The following is a 17893-nucleotide window of genomic DNA, read 5'->3' as shown; positions in this document are numbered from 1 at the left end:
CCACAAATGCCAGTCAGTTGGGGAGGGCGAGCGCCTCGTCCAACACGCGGCCGAAGTTGGTGGCGTCGTGCGCGAAGCGGCCCAGGAAGAGTCCGGAGACACCATCCAGCTGCGGCAGTAGACGCGGTTTGGCCGAGCCGCCATAGATAATGGGCAACTCAGCCAATCCGTGGGCACCGAGCAATGCCCGCAGAGCAGCTACAACCTGGGACACATAAACGGCCGACGCCGGCTCTGCAGCACCGATGGCCCACACGGGTTCGTAGGCGATCACCAATTGGGAAGCGATGGACCAGTCTCCGGAAACGGCCGCCTTGACTTGCCGAAAGACAGTACCGGCGGCATCTTCAGGTCCAGCAAGCACGGCCTCCCCCACGCACAGCAATGGCGTCAGGCCGGCGTCGACGGCGGCACGAACCTTCAGGGCCACCATGGCATCGTCTTCGGCAAAGTACTGCCGCCGTTCCGCGTGGCCGATCTCCACCAAGCCAACACCTAGCTCGGCAAGCATCGACGGAGAGACTTCGCCAGTCCACGGCCCGTCCGACCAGCCACTGTTCTGGGCCCCAAGGACCAACGGCGACCCCTGAAGCATCGCGGACGCGGCCGGCAGCACCGGGAAGGATGGGATCACAAACGGGACCACCCGCCCGGCCGCAAGGGCCGGACGGGCGTCCACTTCTGCCAGCAACTGCTCCAGCCATGCCAAACTCTGCGCATAGCCCATGTACATCTTGGCGCTGACCCCGATGAACAAGGGGCCTGTAAGGGCAGCACTACTCACGGCTACTTGTCCAGCAGCTCGTCGGCCTTGTTGGTGAAGGCCCGGGTGCCGAACATCATCAACGCGGCCAGGAAGGGCAGGACACCCAGAGCGTAGACACCCATGGTACCCGTGTCCGAGGCCGTGACCTGGTTAACCGTGGTGCGAAGGATCGGTGCGACGAAACCGCCGAGGTTGCCCAGGGAGTTGATCAGCCCGATACCGGCAGCCGCGGCAGTTCCGGTGAGGAACGCCGTCGGATATGACCAGCAGATGGGACCGGTCGACAGGAAGCTGCACACCGCCAGGCTGATGAAGATGATGCCCAGCGCCGGAAGGTGGTTGGCGCCGGCCCAAGCGGAACCGAAGATGCAGAGCCCCGTGGAGACGAACAATGCGGTGCCCCAGCGTCGGCGAAGTGCCACGGTGTTTGCAGCCTTGCCCACGAAGTAGCAGGCAAAGATCCCGAAGAACCACGGGATAGCGGCCAGAAGTCCGACGGCGAGCCCCACCTTTTGGCCGGTGAGCTGGGACACCTGCTGCGGCAGGTAGAAGGTGACGCCATAGACGGCTACCTGGAGGCAGAAGTAGATGACGGTGAAGTACCAGACTCGGCCGTTGCGCATGGCTGCCAGGACGCCGCGCGGACCTGATTCTTCCTTGACGGTATCTTCCAGTGCCATGACATCGGTCAGGGCTACCTTCTCTTCTTTGCTCAGGAACTTGGCGTCCTGTGGGCTGTTGATGAGGAAGAAGAAGGACGCGATGCCTGCCACGATGGCCAACGAACCCTCAACGAAGAACATGACCTGCCAGCCTGCGACCCCGGGAACCTGGTCACCGATGTTGATGAGCCAGCCGGACAGCGGGGCGCCAAGCATCTGCGAGAGAGGCTGAGCCAGGTAGAAGATGGCGAACATCTTCACACGGACTTTGTTGGGGAACCAGGCGGCGAGGAACATGATGACGCCTGGGAACAGCCCTGCCTCCGTAACACCCAGCAGGAAGCGGAGAATGATGAACGACGTCTCACCTTGCACGAAGGCGAAGCACGCGGACACTATGCCCCAGGTGATGGCGATGCGGGCAAGCCAGACCTTGGCGCCGAACTTGGTGAGCAGCAGGTTGCTGGGGATCTCGAACAGTGCATAGCCGATGAAGAAGATGCCAGCACCCAGGGCATAAGCACCTGCCGTGATGCCTTTATCTACCCCAAGGGCAGCTTCGGCGAAACCCACATTGGTGCGGTCAAGGAATGCCACCACGTACAGGATGACGAGCATCGGCATCAGCCGCAGCGAAGCCTTGGATATGGCCGACTTCAGAATCGGCGAATCCAGCAACTCCTTAGTGGAAGTTGAGGCAACGGACATTGAAACTCCTCTTTGAGCAATCAGTTGGGGTTGTGATGGCTAAGGCAGCGCGCCATCAGCGCGGGAAAAAAATGAGCACCATGCCCACTGCGCAGGCAAGGATGCCCACGGCAAGGTAGATCTTGCGTTCTCTGGTCCAGGCCTTCATTGGGGGAAGCCCTAGTGCATGTACAGGCCGCCATCCACATTCAGCGTTTGGCCGGAGATGTATCCGGAGTCCTCGCTGATGAGGAAGGCGATGGCGGCGGCGATGTCCCTGGTGGAGCCCACGCGGTTCACCACGAGGTCCTTGGTCAGTTCGTCCTTGCGTTCCTCGCTCAGCGTGCCGCCCATGATGTCGGTGTCGATGGGACCGGGTGAGATCGCGTTGACGGTGATGTCGTATTCGCCCAGTTCCCGGGCTGTGGCACGGGTCAGGCCGATGACACCAGCCTTGGCAACCGAGTAGGGGGTTTTGGAGAACGTTCCGCCACCGCGCTGGGCAGAGACCGAGGAGATGTTCACGATGCGGCCGATCCGGTTCTTCACCATGGATTCGGCCACTCGACGGGTGGCGTAGTGGACACCGTTGAGGTTGATGCTCAGTACGCGGTCCCACTCGGCAGGTTCGAGTTCCAGGTAGCCGATGGGCGAGCTGACGCCGGCGACGTTGGCCAAGGCGACGATCTGCGGCAGTTCGGCTTCCAGCTCGTCGATCGCGGCCCGGACTTCAGCTTCGCTGGCGACATTCGCGCCGACTCCGTGGGCCTGGACCCCGTATTCTGCAGCAACTTCCTTGGCTGCAGCCTTGCAGGCAGCGTCATCAAGATCGATGATGCCGATGTTCCAGCCTTGGGCGGCCAGGTAGTTCACCGTGGCGCGGCCAATGCCACGCTCGGAAACAGCGCCGGTGACGATGGCGGTGCGTTCAGCGGGGAAAGTCATGTGTTTCTCCTAAAAAGAGTTAGTTGATGGGTGCCGGGCCAAGCTCTTCAATGAGCTTTTGCATGGCGACGTAGGCCTTGTTCCGGTATGCGATGAGTTCCGGGGTGCGCTCGGCGGGGACGTTGAGGAAGCCCGCGCCGGTCTTGGTGCCGAGTTTGCCTGCCTCCACGAGGTCCGACAGGATCTTCGGCGTCGCAAACCGCTCCGGGAAGCCGGTCTGCAGGGACTTGTAGCAGAAGTTGTAGACATCCAAACCGGCCATGTCCGCGATCGCGAAGGGACCAAAGAACGGCAAGCGGAAGCCGAACGTCGTACGCACCAGGGTGTCGACGTCGTCCGCTGTTGCGATGCCCTGCTCCACCAGCTGCGCAGCTTCGTGGAACAGCGCGTACTGCAGGCGGTTGAGCACAAAGCCCGTAACGTCCTTCACAACGGCGGTCTGCTTACCGGCCGCGTGAACCAGCTCGCGGGAAGCGGCTACCGTGGCGGCGGCAGTGCCGGCGTGCGGAATGACCTCGACACCGGGGATAAACGGCGACGGATTGGAGAAGTGAACGCCCAGGAACCGCTCCGGGTTGGTCACGGCTTCTGCCAGGGCGGCAATGGAAATCGTGGAGGTATTGGAGCCAATCAGGGCATCCGGCCGGGCCGCGGCGCTGATCCGGGCCAGGGTCTGGTGCTTGATTTCCAGGACCTCGGGAACGCATTCCTCGATGAAGTCGGCATCAGCAACGGCTTCCTCAATGTCCTTCGCAGCCCACAGGTTCTGCTTGAGGATTTCAGTGGATCCCGCCGGGAACAGACCATCGGCGATGAACTGATCGGATTCGACCAGCAGGCGATCGAAGTTCTTCTGCGCGATCTCGGCAGACACATCCGCCAAAGCCACGCGCGCTCCGCCGAGCGCCAGGACCTGGGCGATGCCGCCGCCCATGTAGCCGGAGCCGACGACGGCGATCTTCCGGGCTGCGCTTTTCGCGGTGCCTTCGGTTGCTTCAGGAATGGTCATGATCAAACTGCCTTCGTGTAGTGGGGCTCGTAGGAGCAAATGGCGTCCACCTTGGCGGCGGAGGATGAGTTTTGGTCAAAGCGGTGGCCGAGCCATTCCCCTACGAGCTTTTTGGCCAGTTCCAAGCCAATCACCCGCTGCCCGAGCGTGAGGACCTGCGCATTGTTGCTCAGCACGGACCGTTCCACCGAGTAGCTGTCGTGGGCGGTAACCGCACGGATTCCGGGAACCTTGTTGGCCGCAATGGCCACGCCCAGCCCGGTGCCGCAGATCAGGAGGGCTCGATCGAACTCACCGTCAGCTACCTTGCGGGCGGCATCGACGGCGACGTGGGGATAGGCCGTGGAATCATTGGTACCCACTCCCACATCGGTCACTGATGCCACACGCGGGTCGGATTCCAGCAGTGCCAACAGTGCTTGCTTGTATTCCACTCCGGCTTCGTCATTGCCGACGACGATGCGCCAGCCTTGGGTATCGCTCATTCTCAGGCTCCGTTTCCGGCCGGAGCCGCTGAAGCAGCGCTGGCCAGTAGTGAATCGATGTGTTGGGAGATCCTCGTGGCGATCAGGCCAAAGGAGACTGCGCCGGGATCGGGATGGCCGAGGCTCTTCTCTGCCAGTGGGCGCGCCCGGCCCTTGAGTGGCCGCAGTTCAGCGGTCTGCGCGGCAGCCAATTCAGCAGCCGCAGCAGCTGCTGCCAGTGCCCGATCCACGGGAGCACCGCCGTCGAGCTCTGTCAGGAACGCATCCCGGAACGGCACTATCGCCGGCGATAGCGTCCAGCTTGCCGAGCTCGTCTTCGTGTTCGACGACGACGTCCCGCACCTGGGCAAGAATCGCCACGGCCTGCCGCCCGAGTTCCGCCGCCGCCGGGGTGGGCTGTTCGATGTCGGCGGTTTCGGCGTCGACGATCGCTGCCTCGGCGCGTGCTGCGCGGGGTGCCATGCTGCCCTTGCGGAAAGCGGGAGTATCGGCGGGCGCCGCCCAATACTGTTCGAGTTCGTCGTCCAGCCAGAGCAGCGTCAGGGACAGTCCGGACATGTCCAAACTGGTCACCAGCTCGCCGCATTCCGGTTCAACGACGGTAAGACCAGCGGCAGTGAGCAGCTTTTCGACCTTGCCGAACAGCAGGAAGAGTTCGTCATACTTGACCGTGCCCAGGCCATTCACGATCGCCACAACGCGGTCCCCGGCGTCCTCGGGCTTGTCCGCGAGCAGCTTGGTGACCAGCAGCTCGGCGAGCTCGGACGCGGTGGGCATCGGGTGCTCGGAAATTCCGGGCTCACCGTGGATCCCGAGGCCCAGGGACATCTGCCCGGCCGGGACGTGGAACAGCGGATCCGTTGCCCCGGGCAGAGTACAGCCGTCGAAGGCCACGCCCAGGGATCGGGTCCGGTAGTTGGTCTTGATGGCCAAACGCTCGACGTCGTCAAGGTTCAGTCCCGCTTCGGCGGCGGCGCCTGCGATCTTGAAGACTGTCAGGTCGCCTGCGATCCCGCGACGCTTCTCTCGTTGATCGATCGGGGCACTGGCGATGTCGTCCGTGACGGTGACAGTGCGCGTTTCGATGCCCTCGGCGTTGAGGCGGAGCTGTGCCTGGCCGAAGTGCAGGACGTCGCCAGCGTAGTTGCCATAGCTGAGCAGAACTCCACCTCCAGCATTGGCCGCTTTGGCCACGCGGTACACCTGCCCAGCGGCCGGGGAGGCGAACATGTTGCCGCAGGCCGAACCCGTTGCAAGTCCGGGGCCGACCAATCCAGCGAAGGCCGGGTAGTGCCCGGAACCGCCGCCGACCACCAACGCCACTTGTCCGGCAGGTACTTCGGTAGAGCGGACCACGCCGCCATCTACCCGGGCAACATAGCCACGGTTGGCAGCCACGAAGCCGTCCAGGGCTTCATCGGCAAAGTCTGCCGGGTTGTCGAAAATCTGTGTCATTCCTTAGACTCCTGCGAGCTGGTTTACCGGTGTCTGCCGGCCTTGCGCTACCTGGCTCGTGCCGAGTTTGTAACCCTCGGTCTTGGGCAGGATGTGGCGGCGCAGGTATTCCTGGTTGCTGGCCGTGACGCTGAGTCCATCGCCGCCGTAGTGCTCGGTGCAGAGGATGCCCTGGAACCCGACGGAGAGAGCGAACTTGAATGCCTCGCGATAGTTAATCAGGCCGCTTTCCATGGGTGCGGGCATGGTGATGTAGCTGTCGCGGGCCACATCTTCGTCGCGGATGTAATTCTTCATGTGCCAGTAGTTGGAGTACGGCAGGGTCTTGGCCACCATCTCGCGCCAGTCCTCGATGGGACGGTGCAGGCGGATCAGGTTTCCGAGGTCCGGATTGAGGCCGACGTTGTCCAATCCGATGTCCTGGACCAGTTGCACGGATGAATCAGCGGTGCCGAGGTAGGTGTCCTCGTACATTTCCAGGGAGATGAGGATGCCGGCTTCTGCTGCATGCTTACCGAGTTCTCGAAGGCGGGATACTGCGTTGCCCCACATTTCCTTGTCGCCTACCGGGTCCTTGTAACCCTCCACGGTCCAGAACCACAACTGCTTCTGCTGCTCCGGCGTGATGGCCTGGTGAAGTCCGAAGGAGACAACCTCGCATCCAAGCTCCGCAGCGGCGTCGATGGTGCGGTGGCTGTAGGCGAGGTTGTCGGCCCAGTCCGTCTGGTGGATGACGCTGCGGCGGATTGCGGAGATGACCGGCACTCCGATGCCCACTTCGTCAGCCGTCTGCTTGAACTCGGCAAGGCGCTCGTTGCTGAGATCGCCCGGGCGGACCCAGCTGTCCGTGAGGTCGGCGTTGGCAAACCCAGCCTCTTTCACTTCCTGCAGGACGGCCGCCCAAACGGAAGCATCGGCGTCGTTGACCTGCTGTCCCGAAGCGTCGGCGCCCGGGAACTGCAGGAGGGCCGCGGTAATCGGCCAATTCTCGGCGGTGTACGCCATGATGAACACTCCTTCGTGGAATCCTGTTTCCTATAGGATTTACGAACCAAGCAAAGCTGTCAACCCCTTTCGCGAAACTTCCTAGATCCTATATGTCTTACATATGACTGTGAAGGGGCTCACGCAGGGCACGAAAAAGGCCCGCCGCATGCGCGACGAGCCTCATGGAGCGGCAGGTGTTCAGTCTTCAGGCGCGTCAGCCATGGCCCGACCCCGCACCTTTTCCACGTGATTGATCATTGCCTCCGCCGCTTTCCCGGGGTCCCCGCTCGTCATCGCGTCGAGCACGGCTTGGTGCTCGGCGATAGCCTGCTCGGCATCCGTGATGCCCACTCCCCCAAACAACCGGAAGCGCTGGATCTGCCCGCCCAGTGTGTTGTAGGCCGTGAGCAGGAACTGGTTCCTGGCTTGCGCCGCGATCAACTGGTGGAAACGCTCGTCGGCCTCAAGGTAGCTGCGGTATTCAGCAAACGTGCCGCCGCGAGGTGCCGTTTTCAGATCCTCGACCGCTTGCTTCAACGCGTCCAGGCCTTCCGAAGTCATGCGCTCGCACGCCAGTCGGGCATTCACAGGCTCAATGGACAACCGTGCTTCCATGAGTTCAGCGAAATCCTCGCGCGTGAACACGGGGGCCACGCGATACCCCTTCAACGCCACGCGCCGCACCATGCCCGTGTGCTCCAGTCGCGCCAATGCCTCACGCACGGGAGTGGGGGAAACGTCCAGTTCCCGCGCCATTCCGTCGATGCTGACGGCCGCCCCCGGTTCGAGCCGACCATCCATGAGCCACTCGAGGAGGGCTTCATAAACGTGATCCGCCAACACTTGGCGGCTGACGGGAAAGCCGGGGCGGGGAAGAGCCGGCGAAGGTTCAGACATGCCACAAATCCTATAGGAAGCAGGCGCGGAACTACCCAACTGGCTCGCATTAGTGGTTGTTTTCAGGGCTCTAAACAACCACTAATGCCAGCCAGTTGGGGGCCACACGTTAAACCACGACGTCGGCACTCCGGTGAGTGCCGACGTCGTGGTTTTGCCTGTGGTGCTGCGCTTTAGTTGGCGTAGAACGGGTAGTCCGTGTAACCCTCGGCCCCGTCGCCATAGAAGGTGGATGCGTCCGGCTCGTTGAGCGGGAGGCTTTCACGCCAGCGGCGCGCGAGGTCCGGGTTGGCAATGGCCGGACGGCCCACCACGACAGCATCGGCCAGGCCATCGGCAACGATTGCCAAGGCTTCATCGCGCGTGGTGATTTCGCTGAAGCCGGTGTTCACCAGGAACGTGCCATTGAAGCGCTGGCGAAGATCCTGGACCAAAGTGCCCTGGGGGTTGTGGTGCAGGATGCTGAGGTAAGCCAGGTTGAGCGGCGCAATGGTCTCCACGAGCACCTCGTAGGTGGCGCGGACGTCCGCGGCATCCGTCTCGGCGATGCCCTGCACATTGTGTTCCGGGGAGATTCGGATGCCCACGCGGTTGGCACCGAGTGCCTCGACCACGGCGTTGACGGTCTCGATCACGAACCGGGCGCGGTTCTCCGGGGAGCCACCGTAGCTGTCGGTGCGGACGTTCGAGTTGGGCGCAAGGAATTCATGCAGCAGGTAACCGTTGGCGGAGTGGAGTTCCACGCCGTCGAATCCTGCCTCAATCGCATTCTTCGAGGCGGTGACAATATCCTGGATGAGTCCCGGGAGCTCGTCCGTGCGGAGCTCACGCGGCACCGGGTACGGCTGCTTGCCGTTAGGAGTGCGGACATCGCCCTCGATGGCAACGGCACTCGGGCCCACGATTTCGTGGCCGCCCGTGATGTCCGCGTGGGAAACGCGGCCGCCGTGCATGATCTGGGCAAAGATGCGTCCACCTTCAGAGTGGACGGCGTCAGTGACCGTCTTCCAGCCTGCAATCTGCGCTTCCGTCACTAATCCAGGCTGGCCGGGGTACGACTGACCGGCCGGCGTCGGGTACGTTCCCTCGCTGACAATCAACCCAAGGGAGGCGCGCTGCCGGTAGTGCTCGGCGATCAGTGAACCGGGAATGCCGTCAACGCCGGCCCGCAGCCGGGTCAACGGCGCCATCACCAGTCGGTTGGGAAGTTCCAGCTCACCAAGGGCCAAGGGGGAAAACAGCATGCGCAGTTCCTTTCAGAATGAATCGGGTTCACTCTGCGCAACTGTGCAGCGTCTGCAACTATTCCGGATGAGAGGGAGGTCACAAGCTGGTTAGCCTTGGCCGCGCAGCCTCATGGAGTCATCGAAGCACTCGCAAAGAGCCAGGACGGCAACCAGGTGCGCTTCTTCGGCGTGAGGAGGATCCGTGTCGATACAAATGGCCTCGTTGACGGCTTGGGCAAGGTCCTTGGACTCCTTGCCCGTCAGCGCCCACACCCGTGCTCCGGCAGCTTTGGCGGCGGCCGCGGCCTCGCGGAGATCATCCGTGATTCCCTTCGCAGCGAGCAACACCACGATGTCGCCGCGCCGAACAGAACCTCGAATCTGGTCACTGATGCTTCCGCGGTCCCCGTCGTTGGCGCTATTGCTGACAGATATGGCTTTGAAGGCAGAGCCGTCGCCGGGCGAACCATTTTTGGCATCGTGGGCCGCCAGTTCGGAGGTGAATCTCTGTGCTTCGTGCGCAGAGCCATCGCTGCCGGCAGCAAACACGCTGCCGCCACGAAGACGTACGCGGGCCAGTTCTTCTCCCCATTCAGCGAGCCGGGACGATTCACGGCGCAGGGCCGCCACCGCTGGGCCGATCTCGCCCAAATGGCCAAGAACGACGTCAACTGCATGCCTGTTCTGCCTTGAATCCATCGGGCGCACCACCTGTCCCGGTCGCCTTACCACGATGCTCACTTCCTGCCTCCGTTTCACCGTAGGAACTTACACGTTCCTATCTCCGTCCCGCCTGGAACCGTCCCGGGTAGAACCGTCCCGCAGGGGCTCTTCCCTGACGACGCCGTCGCGCGCCGAACGATCCCGTGTGAGTCGTTCGTCGCTTGAATCCATGTCACGGGCACGTTCCCGGTCCGTGTCGTTCTCCCGGTCGCGGTCGGTCCTGACGTCAGGGTCCACTTTGTCGGCATGGCGCAGGTGCTCCTCAACGCGCCCGCTAGCTTCATTTGCCTTCTCCGCGTGCCTCTCCGCTTCGCGACGGAGTCGATTGGCCTCGACTTCTGCCTGAACCGCCGATGCCTCGGCTTGGGCCGACTGTGCCTTCGCCTGGTGTGCGCCGACGGCTTCCTGGTCCGCCTTCTCGCGCAATTCCCCTGCGCGACGGCGATTGAGTTCGGTCTTCTTCTTGCGTCCAACTACCACTGCAATGATCACAGCTGCGACTACGACGACGGCCAACACGATGATCAATACCAGTTGCCCTGTGTCCATGTGGATTGCCTCCCTCGTGAACGGCTTTGTTTGGGCGCCGTCCCTAGCCCATGCTGTGCTTAGTACCCAAAGTTGTACCCATCCCGTGTTCGTTCCAAACGCTTTCTGATCACGTGGACAGCTATCTCATACCAGCTTAACACCAGTTATCAGGTTACTTACTAAATGGGCGCGCAGGTGCGCCCTGACAGCCCCTGGGGGCCGCCGTCGTTCTACTACCGCAAAATCTGGCGCGCTTAGCTGCCCGTCGGCTCTGGATGCTCCCGGGCGCGCTTCTCATCCGGCGTCTCGCCGCTTTCATCAGGGATAAAGGTGGGGTCCACTTCGGTGGTGAAGTCACCTGTCCCAGGGCTGCTGTCCTCATGCTCGACGTCGGCAGGTACCGCGGGTTTTGAGGCTTCAGAAGGCGCTGTGCTTTCGGAAGTCGTTGGGTCCCGTTCGATCGATTCTTCGCTCATAGCCTCAATGTAGGCCGGGCATCAGGGGCTGTCGAGGCTGCCGGAGACCTTGTGTGGCGCTGCCAACTCTGCTTCGCTGGGAAGGTCTCCTGCAGCGCGGGACACCTCCAGCCCCCAAAGCAGGGAGAGCGATTGTGAAAGCAGTGACGTGGCAAGGAAGGCGCTCGCTGAGCGTCATTGATGTCCCCGATCCCACCATCCAGGAACCAACGGATGTCATCGTCCGAATAACATCTTCAGCCATTTGCGGCTCGGACCTGCACCTCTACGAAGTCCTCGGCCCCTACATGCACAAGGGCGACGTCATCGGCCACGAACCCATGGGGATCGTGGAAGAAGTGGGCTCGGAGGTCCACCGGCTCCAGAAGGGCGACCGCGTTGTTGTGCCCTTCAACATCTCCTGCGGCCGGTGCTACATGTGCAACCAAGGCCTTCAGTCGCAGTGCGAAACCACGCAGGTCAAAGCCAAAGGTACAGGGGCTGCACTTTTTGGATACTCCGAACTCTATGGCTCCGTCCCGGGCGGCCAGGCACAGTACCTACGTGTGCCTTTCGGCGACTACGGGCCCATCAAAGTAGATTCAGACCTCCCCGACGAACGCTATCTGTTCCTCTCCGACATCCTGCCCACCGCTTGGCAGGGCGTGGAATACGCCAACGTCCCCGAGGGCGGCACGTTGGCAGTGCTCGGACTCGGTCCTGTGGGCCAGTTCGCCTCCAGAATTGGCGTCCACAACGGATTCCGTGTCATTGGCGTAGATCCCGTTCCTGAGCGCCGGGCCATGGCGGAAGAACATGGAGTGGAGACCATGGACTACAGCCCGGACGTCGCCGCCCAGATCCGCGAGGAGACCTTGGGCCGCGGTCCGGACGGAGTGGTGGACGCAGTGGGCATGGAAGCCCACGGCTCACCGGTAGCCTCATTCCTGCACCGGGCCGTTTCCCTGCTCCCTGACAAGCCAGCACAGGTAGCCATGGAGACCATGAGCGTGGACCGCCTCGCCGCCCTCCACACGGCGGTGGATGTGGTTCGGCGCGGCGGGACTATTTCGCTCAGCGGCGTTTACGGCGGCCAAGCCGACCCCATGCCGCTGATGACCATGTTCGACAAACAAGTCCAACTCCGCATGGGGCAATGCAACGTCCGCAACTGGACTGACCAGCTACTCCCCTTGGTAGAGGACGACGCCGATCCGCTGGGAGTCATGCATCTGGTCACCCACACGGGTGGTCTGGACGATGCACCTGAGTTGTACGAGAAATTCCAGAAGAAGCAGGACGGTTGCATCAAGGTGGTGCTCAAGCCCTGACTTCTGGATATGCCCATTTCTGGATATGCCCCGAGGCGCCTTAGGCGAGGTGCTTTCCGCCGGTAATCCCAATAACCGAGCCGGAAATGTAGCTGGATTCCTCTGTTGCCAGCAGGACGTACGTTGCGGCAAGTTCAGCAGGCTGACCGGCCCGGCCGAGCGGCGTGTCCTGTCCGAACTTTACGATCTTCTCCTCCGGCTGGGTTGGTGGCTGCAACGGAGTCCACACCGGCCCGGGAGCTACCGCATTCACCCGGATTCCCTTGGACCCCAGGGATTCTGCCAACGAGAACGTCATGCTGTTGATGGCGGCCTTGGTAGCGGCGTAATCGATCAGCGACGGACTCGGATGGTAACCCTGGATCGATGAGGTGTTGATGATCGAGGCCCCGGGCTGCAAATGAGGCAAGGCTGCCTTGGTAAGCCAGAAGAGCGCATAGACATTGCTCTTAAAGGTCCGGTCGAACTGTTCACTGCTGAGGTCTTCGATCCCCTGGCTGGTAGTCATCTGGAAACCTGCGTTGTTGACCAGAACGTTCAGACCATCGAATTCTTGGATGGTTTGGGCGATGACTTCCTGACAGAACTCCTCGTCCCTCAGATCCCCCGGCAGCGCCAGCGCACGGCTGCCCGCGGCTTCGATCAGCTGGACGGTCAATTCGGCGTCCTGCTCCTCTTCCGGCAAATACGTGAACGCCACATCTGCACCTTCACGGGCGAAGGCAATAGCCACGGCTTTCCCAATCCCGCTGTCGCCGCCCGTAATCAAGGTCCGGAATCCCATCATGCGGTGATGGCCCACATAGCTTTGCTCCCCGTGGTCCGGGCGCGGGATCATTGCCTCGGTCCAGCCCGGGTAGTCCTGGGTTTGCGGCTCGAACTCCCCCGACGGATACATCGTCCGTGGATCTGAGGCGTCTTCAGGATCCTCCGCCGGGTTAAGGACATGGTTTTCCAAAGCCATGGCGATGTCCTCGTCGAGGTCGGTTGTCGACTCGGCCTGCTCGATCTCCTCAGCCTGCCCGGACTCTTCGTTCCGCTCATCCTGTGCCATGCCTCATTCTAAGCATCCTGACTATTCGCGCCCAGCGTCAGCCCAAGTAGGGGACAGCAAACGTCGCTATGAGGGCTCATAGGAACATGTGCTGTCCCCTAGTTGGGTGGCGCGGCTACTTCTGGGCCGGAAGTACCAGTGAACCCGACTTATCCGTGGACAGGGCGAGGGAGGAGATGAACCGGGGTTCGCCGTCGGGACCGTCCTGGCCTGAGCGGAGCATGTCCGGGCGTTCGAATTCAAGGCCGGTGACGTGGCAGAGGAGCTTCTCGTCGCTGGGGTTGCCGTCGGCGTCGAACATGGGCAGGTCAATCCCGTCGTCGTTGCGCCGGAGGTAATAGCGGCCGCGCGTCGCCAAAGCCAGAACCGGGGGAAGCACCAAAGCAAGGACGACGGCGAAAATGGGCGAATACGGCTGCACTGCGGCACCGAAAGCCCCAAAGAAAACCGCGATGGACATCCCTGCGGACACCAGCATGGACACGAACCCGACCGGGTTGACGGCGTAGAGCATGCCCCGACGGAACTCAGGAACCTTGGGCGAGATCTTCAAAAGGTACTTGTTGATCGCAATATCGGAGGCAACCGTAACCACCCAGGCCATGGCGCAGTTGGCGTAGAAGCCAAGGATCGTGTTGAGGAACTCGAACATGTTCGACTCCATGAGGACCAATGCGATCACCAGGTTGACCACCACGAACACCATGCGGCCCGGGTAGGTCTTGGTGATGCGGGTGAACGAATTGGTCCAGGCAAGCGAGCCGGAATAGGCGTTGGTCACGTTGATCTTGATCTGCGAAATAACCACCAACACAACGGCCAGGGACATTGCGAGCCACGCTGGCATCATTTCTTCGTAAACACCCAGGAACTGGTGGACAGGCTCATTCGCGGAAGCGGCTGCCGCGGGGTCAAGCTTGGCGATCAAGTAAATGGCAATAAACATGCCCACAACCTGCTTGATGGCACCGAAAAGAACCCAGCCCGGTCCTGCAAGAATTACGGCACGCCACCAAGCACCCTTGTTCTCCGCAGTCTTGGGCGGCATGAAGCGCAGGTAATCGATCTGCTCTGCGATCTGGGCCATCAGCGAAAGGCACACGCCGGCAGCCAGCATCACGGAGGCGAGATTGGTGCCGCCCTCGCCCGAAGCGCCGGTGTAAGCAAAGAAGGCGTCGATGCTGTCCGGGTGTGACAACAGCAGATAGCCAACAGGAACCACCATGAGCAGCAACCACAGGGGCGTGGTCCAGACTTGCAAAGTAGCAAGGGTCTTCATCCCGTAGATCACCAGCGGAATGATGATGATGGTGGACACGGCATACCCAAGCCATTGCGGGACGCCGAGCCCCAATTGCAGGCCCTGGGCCATGATGGAGCCTTCGAGGGCAAAGAAGATAAAGGTGAAGGTCGCGAAAATGATGTTCGTGACCACTGAACCGTAGTAGCCAAAGCCTGACCCGCGGGTGATGAGGTCAAGGTCGATGTTGTAGCGGGCGGCGTAGTAAGCGAGTGGAAAGCCCGTGGCGAAGATGATCACCGCGGCCACGATGATGCCGAAAATGGCGTTCACGGTGCCGTAGGCGATGCCGATGTTTGCGCCGATCGAGAAGTCAGCCAGGTAGGCGATCCCGCCAAGTGCACTGGTCGCCACCACGCCGGCGCTCCACTTCCGGTAAGAGCGCGGGGCGAACCGGAGTGTGTAGTCTTCCAGGCTCTCCTTCGCTGCGCTCATCGCATCGGCGTTCCCCGCCGTCGTAGTTCTTTGGCTGTCTGTCAGAACGTCGCTCATCCGTGCTCACTTTCGAGATTCGTGGTCGGTGCTTCGCCAACGACGCTAGTCACGCAGCGGGTCAAATCAGTCACAACGATGTTTCACAGCTGTAACTTCTGCACCAGCCGTCTCGCCCACGAGCCATAAGGGCGCTCCAAAATCCGCGACGCCACTTTGTGCGTACCCCACAAAATCGCGATGCGCGCCCCCGGATACCGTCAAGTCCATGACGACCCAAACAACTCATCGAACCCCAGCAGTCGCTGCCTACGCCATCCTGGACATCGCACGCGAGCAGGTTCTTGAGCGCGGTGAAGGCCTCGACGAAGCCCAGCTTGTGGAGATCCTCCAACTTCCTGACGAAGCGATTCCGGCCGCCATGCAGCTCGCCCACGAGGTCCGGCTGAAGCACTGCGGCGAGGACGTTGAGGTTGAGGGCATCATCTCCATCAAGACCGGCGGCTGCCCCGAAGACTGCCACTTCTGCAGCCAGTCCGGCCTGTTTGATTCCCCTGTCCGCGGCGTGTGGCTGGATATCCCCGAGCTGGTGAAGGCTGCCAAGGAAACGGCCGCCACCGGTGCCACCGAGTTCTGCATCGTCGCAGCTGTGCGTGGCCCCGACATCAAGCTCATGAACCAGATCAAGTTCGCGATCGACCGCATCAACGAGGAAGTTGATATCAACATCGCGTGCTCCCTGGGCATGTTGACCCAGCGCCAGGTTGACCAGTTGGCGGAGTGGGGTGTCCACCGCTACAACCACAATCTCGAAACGGCCCGGAGCTACTTCCCCGAGGTCGTGACCACGCACAGCTACGAGGAACGGCTGGACACGTGCAACATGGTCAAGGCCGCCGGCATGGAATTGTGCTGCGGCGCCCTGATCGGCATGGGCGAAACGCTGGAGCAGCGGGCTGAACTCGCCGCCCAGCTGGCCGCATTGGAACCGCACGAAGTTCCGCTGAACTTCCTCAATCCGCGTCCGGGAACGCCGCTGGAAAACCAGGGCATCATGGACGGCAAGGACGCCCTCCGCGCCATTGCCGCTTTCCGGCTCGCCATGCCGCGCACGGTGCTCCGCTACGCTGGCGGCCGCGAACTGACCCTCGGCGATCTTGGCACCCGCGAAGGCCTGCTCGGCGGCATCAACGCCGTGATCGTGGGCAACTACCTCACCACCCTGGGCCGCCCCGCCACCGCCGACCTCAACCTCCTGGTGGAGCTCAACATGCCCATCAAGGAACTCCAGAAGACACTATGACCGCGATCGGCGCCACGACGGCGGAATACTGCGGGCACTGCGGCGGCACGGTGGCCGGCGCCCTTGGTGAAGACGTTGTTGAGGACGGCACCGTTGTTGAGAACGGCACCGTCATTGGGGGCGGTACCGTTCGCCGCGGCACTGGTAACCATGGCACCAACGGCGAGCGCCCGACGTCGGACCCGCACCAGGACTGCCAGCAACGGTTGGCGATGGAGCCGCCCAGGTATTGCGCGCAGTGCCGCCGCCGGATGAAGGTCCAGGTGACGCCGCTGGGATGGTCGGCGGAGTGTTCGCGTCACGGACGGTTGTCCCGATGAGTTCGCTGATCGAGCGAGACCGGGCGAGCCTGTGGCATCCTTACGCTCCGGCGTCCGGGACGCTGCCGCTCTGGGAAGTTGAAGCGGCCGACGGCGTGGCGCTGCGGCTTCGGGACGAGGACGGCCGCACGCACGAGGTGCTGGATGCGATGTCGTCGTGGTGGTCCGTGATCCATGGGTATCGCCATCCTGTGCTGGATGCCGCGGTTCAGCGCCAGCTGGGCTCCTTCAGCCATGTGATGTTCGGGGGACTGACGCATCAGCCTGCCGTGGATCTTGCCGAGAACCTGCTGGCGCTGGCGCCCGGCGAGCCTGGCCGTCAGTTGGAGCGCGTGTTCCTGGCTGATTCCGGTTCCATCTCGGTGGAGGTTGCCCTGAAACTGGCGGTGCAGTTCCAGACCGCCTCCGGGCGTCCACGACGGCAGCGCTTCCTGACGGTCCGCGGCGGCTATCACGGCGACACGTTCGCGGCGATGGGCGTTTGTGATCCCGTTGACGGTATGCACTCCGCGTTCCCTGGTTTGCTGGCCCGTAACGTGTTCGCGCCGCGTCCTCCAGCCGCGGCGACGGCCACGCCAACAGCTATCAGTGAGTGGCGGACGTCAGTTGAGGCGCTGGCCAGTGAGTATTCCAATGAGCTCGCGGCCATCATCGTGGAACCTGTCCTGCAGGGGGCCGGCGGGATGTTCATCTACCCGGCGGAGTGTGTGCAGATCCTCCGCGAGGTGGCTGATGCGCACGGGTTGCTGCTCATTCTGGACGAGATCGCCACGGGCTTCGGGCGAACAGGCGAGCTGTTCGCGGCGAACCATGCTGGCGTCGTTCCGGACATCCTGTGTGTCGGCAAGGCCCTCACGGGCGGGTACATGACTCTGGCTGCAACATTGTGCACAGGTGAGCTTGCCCGGGTGGTCTCCAGCGGCGGTGCCGGTGCACTGCTCCACGGCCCCACGTTCATGGGCAACCCGCTCGCCTGCGCCGTGGCCAACGCGAGCCTCGGACTGCTGCGGGACGGCGAGTGGCGCGCGGATGTTGACCGCATAGGTGCAGGCCTCGCGGAAGGATTGGCCCCGGCATTGGTGCTCGACGGCGTGAGGGACGTCCGCACTATCGGCGCCGTGGGCGTCATTGAGTTGGCGGATGCGGTGGACGTCGCTGCAGTGACCCGTGCCGCGATCGAGCAGGGAGTGTGGATCCGTCCTTTCCGCAACCTTGTCTATACGATGCCGCCGTACATCAGCTCAACCTCCCAGATCATGACCATCACCGAGGGCATGGTGGCAGCAGTCTCCGCGGCCGGAGACAGGTTGGGGGCCAGAGCATGA

The 17893-nt window shown here is 62.4% G+C and carries 17 protein-coding genes and 1 pseudogene; 4 read left to right on the top strand and 14 right to left on the bottom strand.

Annotated elements, in window-relative coordinates; genetic code table 11:
• Nucleotides 1–13: 13 nt before the first annotated feature.
• The 12 genes and pseudogenes from AC1DD7_RS22950 to AC1DD7_RS22895 form a co-directional block, all read right to left on the bottom strand.
• Nucleotides 14–784 carry a triose-phosphate isomerase family protein gene (locus tag AC1DD7_RS22950; RefSeq protein ID WP_477516711.1) on the bottom strand — a complete coding sequence of 257 codons (771 nt, stop codon included), beginning with the start codon at nt 782–784 and terminating at the stop codon, nt 14–16.
• 2 nt (nt 785–786) lie between these two features.
• Nucleotides 787–2136 carry an MFS transporter gene (locus AC1DD7_RS22945; RefSeq protein ID WP_477516710.1) on the bottom strand — a complete coding sequence of 450 codons (1350 nt, stop codon included), beginning with the start codon at nt 2134–2136 and terminating at the stop codon, nt 787–789.
• A 159-nt stretch (nt 2137–2295) separates the two neighbouring features.
• Nucleotides 2296–3060 (bottom strand): SDR family NAD(P)-dependent oxidoreductase, encoded by a 765-nt coding sequence (locus tag AC1DD7_RS22940; RefSeq protein WP_477516709.1) that lies wholly within the window; start codon nt 3058–3060, stop codon nt 2296–2298.
• A gap of 19 nt (nt 3061–3079) precedes the next feature.
• Nucleotides 3080–4069, bottom strand: a complete 990-nt coding sequence (locus AC1DD7_RS22935; protein ID WP_477516708.1) for a 3-hydroxyacyl-CoA dehydrogenase family protein — start codon at nt 4067–4069, stop codon at nt 3080–3082.
• Nucleotides 4070–4071: 2 nt separating this feature from the next.
• Entirely contained in the window at nt 4072–4554 is a 483-nt protein-coding gene (locus tag AC1DD7_RS22930; protein ID WP_477516707.1) for a ribose-5-phosphate isomerase, read from the bottom strand.
• A gap of 2 nt (nt 4555–4556) precedes the next feature.
• A pseudogene (locus AC1DD7_RS22925) lies at nt 4557–6009 on the bottom strand (dihydroxyacetone kinase family protein).
• Between the two features lie 3 nt (nt 6010–6012).
• Complete coding sequence (locus tag AC1DD7_RS22920; RefSeq protein ID WP_477516706.1) at nt 6013–7014, bottom strand: sugar phosphate isomerase/epimerase family protein; 1002 nt, start codon at nt 7012–7014, stop codon at nt 6013–6015.
• A gap of 180 nt (nt 7015–7194) precedes the next feature.
• Nucleotides 7195–7893: a GntR family transcriptional regulator gene (locus AC1DD7_RS22915; RefSeq protein WP_477516705.1), complete on the bottom strand. Its 699-nt coding sequence runs from the start codon at nt 7891–7893 to the stop codon at nt 7195–7197.
• A 173-nt stretch (nt 7894–8066) separates the two neighbouring features.
• Entirely contained in the window at nt 8067–9137 is a 1071-nt protein-coding gene (locus AC1DD7_RS22910; protein ID WP_477516704.1) for an alkene reductase, read from the bottom strand.
• 90 nt (nt 9138–9227) lie between these two features.
• Complete coding sequence (locus AC1DD7_RS22905) at nt 9228–9818, bottom strand: SIS domain-containing protein (RefSeq protein WP_477516703.1); 591 nt, start codon at nt 9816–9818, stop codon at nt 9228–9230.
• Nucleotides 9819–9887: 69 nt separating this feature from the next.
• Nucleotides 9888–10391 (bottom strand): hypothetical protein, encoded by a 504-nt coding sequence (locus AC1DD7_RS22900; RefSeq protein WP_477516702.1) that lies wholly within the window; start codon nt 10389–10391, stop codon nt 9888–9890.
• Between the two features lie 236 nt (nt 10392–10627).
• Entirely contained in the window at nt 10628–10849 is a 222-nt protein-coding gene (locus AC1DD7_RS22895) for a hypothetical protein (RefSeq protein WP_477516701.1), read from the bottom strand.
• A 134-nt stretch (nt 10850–10983) separates the two neighbouring features.
• Between AC1DD7_RS22895 and AC1DD7_RS22890 the strand changes: the two genes are divergently transcribed.
• A complete protein-coding gene (locus tag AC1DD7_RS22890) occupies nt 10984–12159 on the top strand; it encodes a zinc-dependent alcohol dehydrogenase (protein WP_477516700.1) in 1176 nt (391 codons plus the stop codon).
• A gap of 40 nt (nt 12160–12199) precedes the next feature.
• On the opposite strand, the gene AC1DD7_RS22885 is transcribed toward AC1DD7_RS22890, so the two are convergent.
• Together AC1DD7_RS22885 and AC1DD7_RS22880 are read right to left on the bottom strand one after the other, a co-directional pair.
• Nucleotides 12200–13213, bottom strand: a complete 1014-nt coding sequence (locus tag AC1DD7_RS22885) for an SDR family oxidoreductase (protein WP_477516699.1) — start codon at nt 13211–13213, stop codon at nt 12200–12202.
• A gap of 115 nt (nt 13214–13328) precedes the next feature.
• On the bottom strand, nt 13329–15005 hold the full coding sequence (locus tag AC1DD7_RS22880) for a purine-cytosine permease family protein (RefSeq protein WP_477516698.1): 1677 nt from the start codon (nt 15003–15005) through the stop codon (nt 13329–13331).
• Between the two features lie 208 nt (nt 15006–15213).
• Here AC1DD7_RS22880 and bioB point away from each other — a divergent pair, with 208 nt between their 5' ends.
• The 3 genes from bioB to bioA are packed head-to-tail and all read left to right on the top strand — an operon-like array spanning nt 15214 to nt 17893.
• The gene (bioB, locus tag AC1DD7_RS22875) at nt 15214–16248 is read left to right on the top strand and encodes a biotin synthase BioB (RefSeq protein WP_477516697.1); all 1035 of its coding nucleotides are present in this window, start codon (nt 15214–15216) and stop codon (nt 16246–16248) included.
• Nucleotides 16245–16568, top strand: coding sequence for a biotin synthase auxiliary protein BsaP (gene bsaP / locus AC1DD7_RS22870; protein ID WP_477516696.1), 324 nt, complete (start codon nt 16245–16247; stop codon nt 16566–16568). Before bioB ends, bsaP begins: the two co-directional genes overlap by 4 nt.
• Nucleotides 16565–17893, top strand: coding sequence for an adenosylmethionine--8-amino-7-oxononanoate transaminase (gene bioA, locus AC1DD7_RS22865; RefSeq protein WP_477516695.1), 1329 nt, complete (start codon nt 16565–16567; stop codon nt 17891–17893). The genes bsaP and bioA overlap by 4 nt, the downstream gene beginning before the upstream one ends.

The sequence above is a fragment of the Paenarthrobacter sp. 10L412 genome, assembly GCF_056395565.1.
The sequence above is the reverse complement of the archived record's forward strand: the minus strand, read 5'-3'. Positions and strand labels throughout refer to the sequence as shown.

Coding starts and splice junctions, on each gene's coding strand:
- AC1DD7_RS22945 (WP_477516710.1), bottom strand. CDS start 2,136: ATGTCCGTTGCCTCAACTTCCACTAAGGAGTTGCTGGATTCGCCGATT.
- AC1DD7_RS22940 (WP_477516709.1), bottom strand. CDS start 3,060: ATGACTTTCCCCGCTGAACGCACCGCCATCGTCACCGGCGCTGTTTCC.
- AC1DD7_RS22935 (WP_477516708.1), bottom strand. CDS start 4,069: ATGACCATTCCTGAAGCAACCGAAGGCACCGCGAAAAGCGCAGCCCGG.
- AC1DD7_RS22930 (WP_477516707.1), bottom strand. CDS start 4,554: ATGAGCGATACCCAAGGCTGGCGCATCGTCGTCGGCAATGACGAAGCC.
- AC1DD7_RS22920 (WP_477516706.1), bottom strand. CDS start 7,014: ATGGCGTACACCGCCGAGAATTGGCCGATTACCGCGGCCCTCCTGCAG.
- AC1DD7_RS22915 (WP_477516705.1), bottom strand. CDS start 7,893: ATGTCTGAACCTTCGCCGGCTCTTCCCCGCCCCGGCTTTCCCGTCAGC.
- AC1DD7_RS22910 (WP_477516704.1), bottom strand. CDS start 9,137: ATGCTGTTTTCCCCCTTGGCCCTTGGTGAGCTGGAACTTCCCAACCGA.
- AC1DD7_RS22905 (WP_477516703.1), bottom strand. CDS start 9,818: ATGGATTCAAGGCAGAACAGGCATGCAGTTGACGTCGTTCTTGGCCAT.
- AC1DD7_RS22900 (WP_477516702.1), bottom strand. CDS start 10,391: ATGGACACAGGGCAACTGGTATTGATCATCGTGTTGGCCGTCGTCGTA.
- AC1DD7_RS22895 (WP_477516701.1), bottom strand. CDS start 10,849: ATGAGCGAAGAATCGATCGAACGGGACCCAACGACTTCCGAAAGCACA.
- AC1DD7_RS22885 (WP_477516699.1), bottom strand. CDS start 13,213: ATGGCACAGGATGAGCGGAACGAAGAGTCCGGGCAGGCTGAGGAGATC.
- AC1DD7_RS22880 (WP_477516698.1), bottom strand. CDS start 15,005: ATGAGCGACGTTCTGACAGACAGCCAAAGAACTACGACGGCGGGGAAC.
- bioB (WP_477516697.1), top strand. CDS start 15,214: ATGACGACCCAAACAACTCATCGAACCCCAGCAGTCGCTGCCTACGCC.
- bsaP (WP_477516696.1), top strand. CDS start 16,245: ATGACCGCGATCGGCGCCACGACGGCGGAATACTGCGGGCACTGCGGC.
- bioA (WP_477516695.1), top strand. CDS start 16,565: ATGAGTTCGCTGATCGAGCGAGACCGGGCGAGCCTGTGGCATCCTTAC.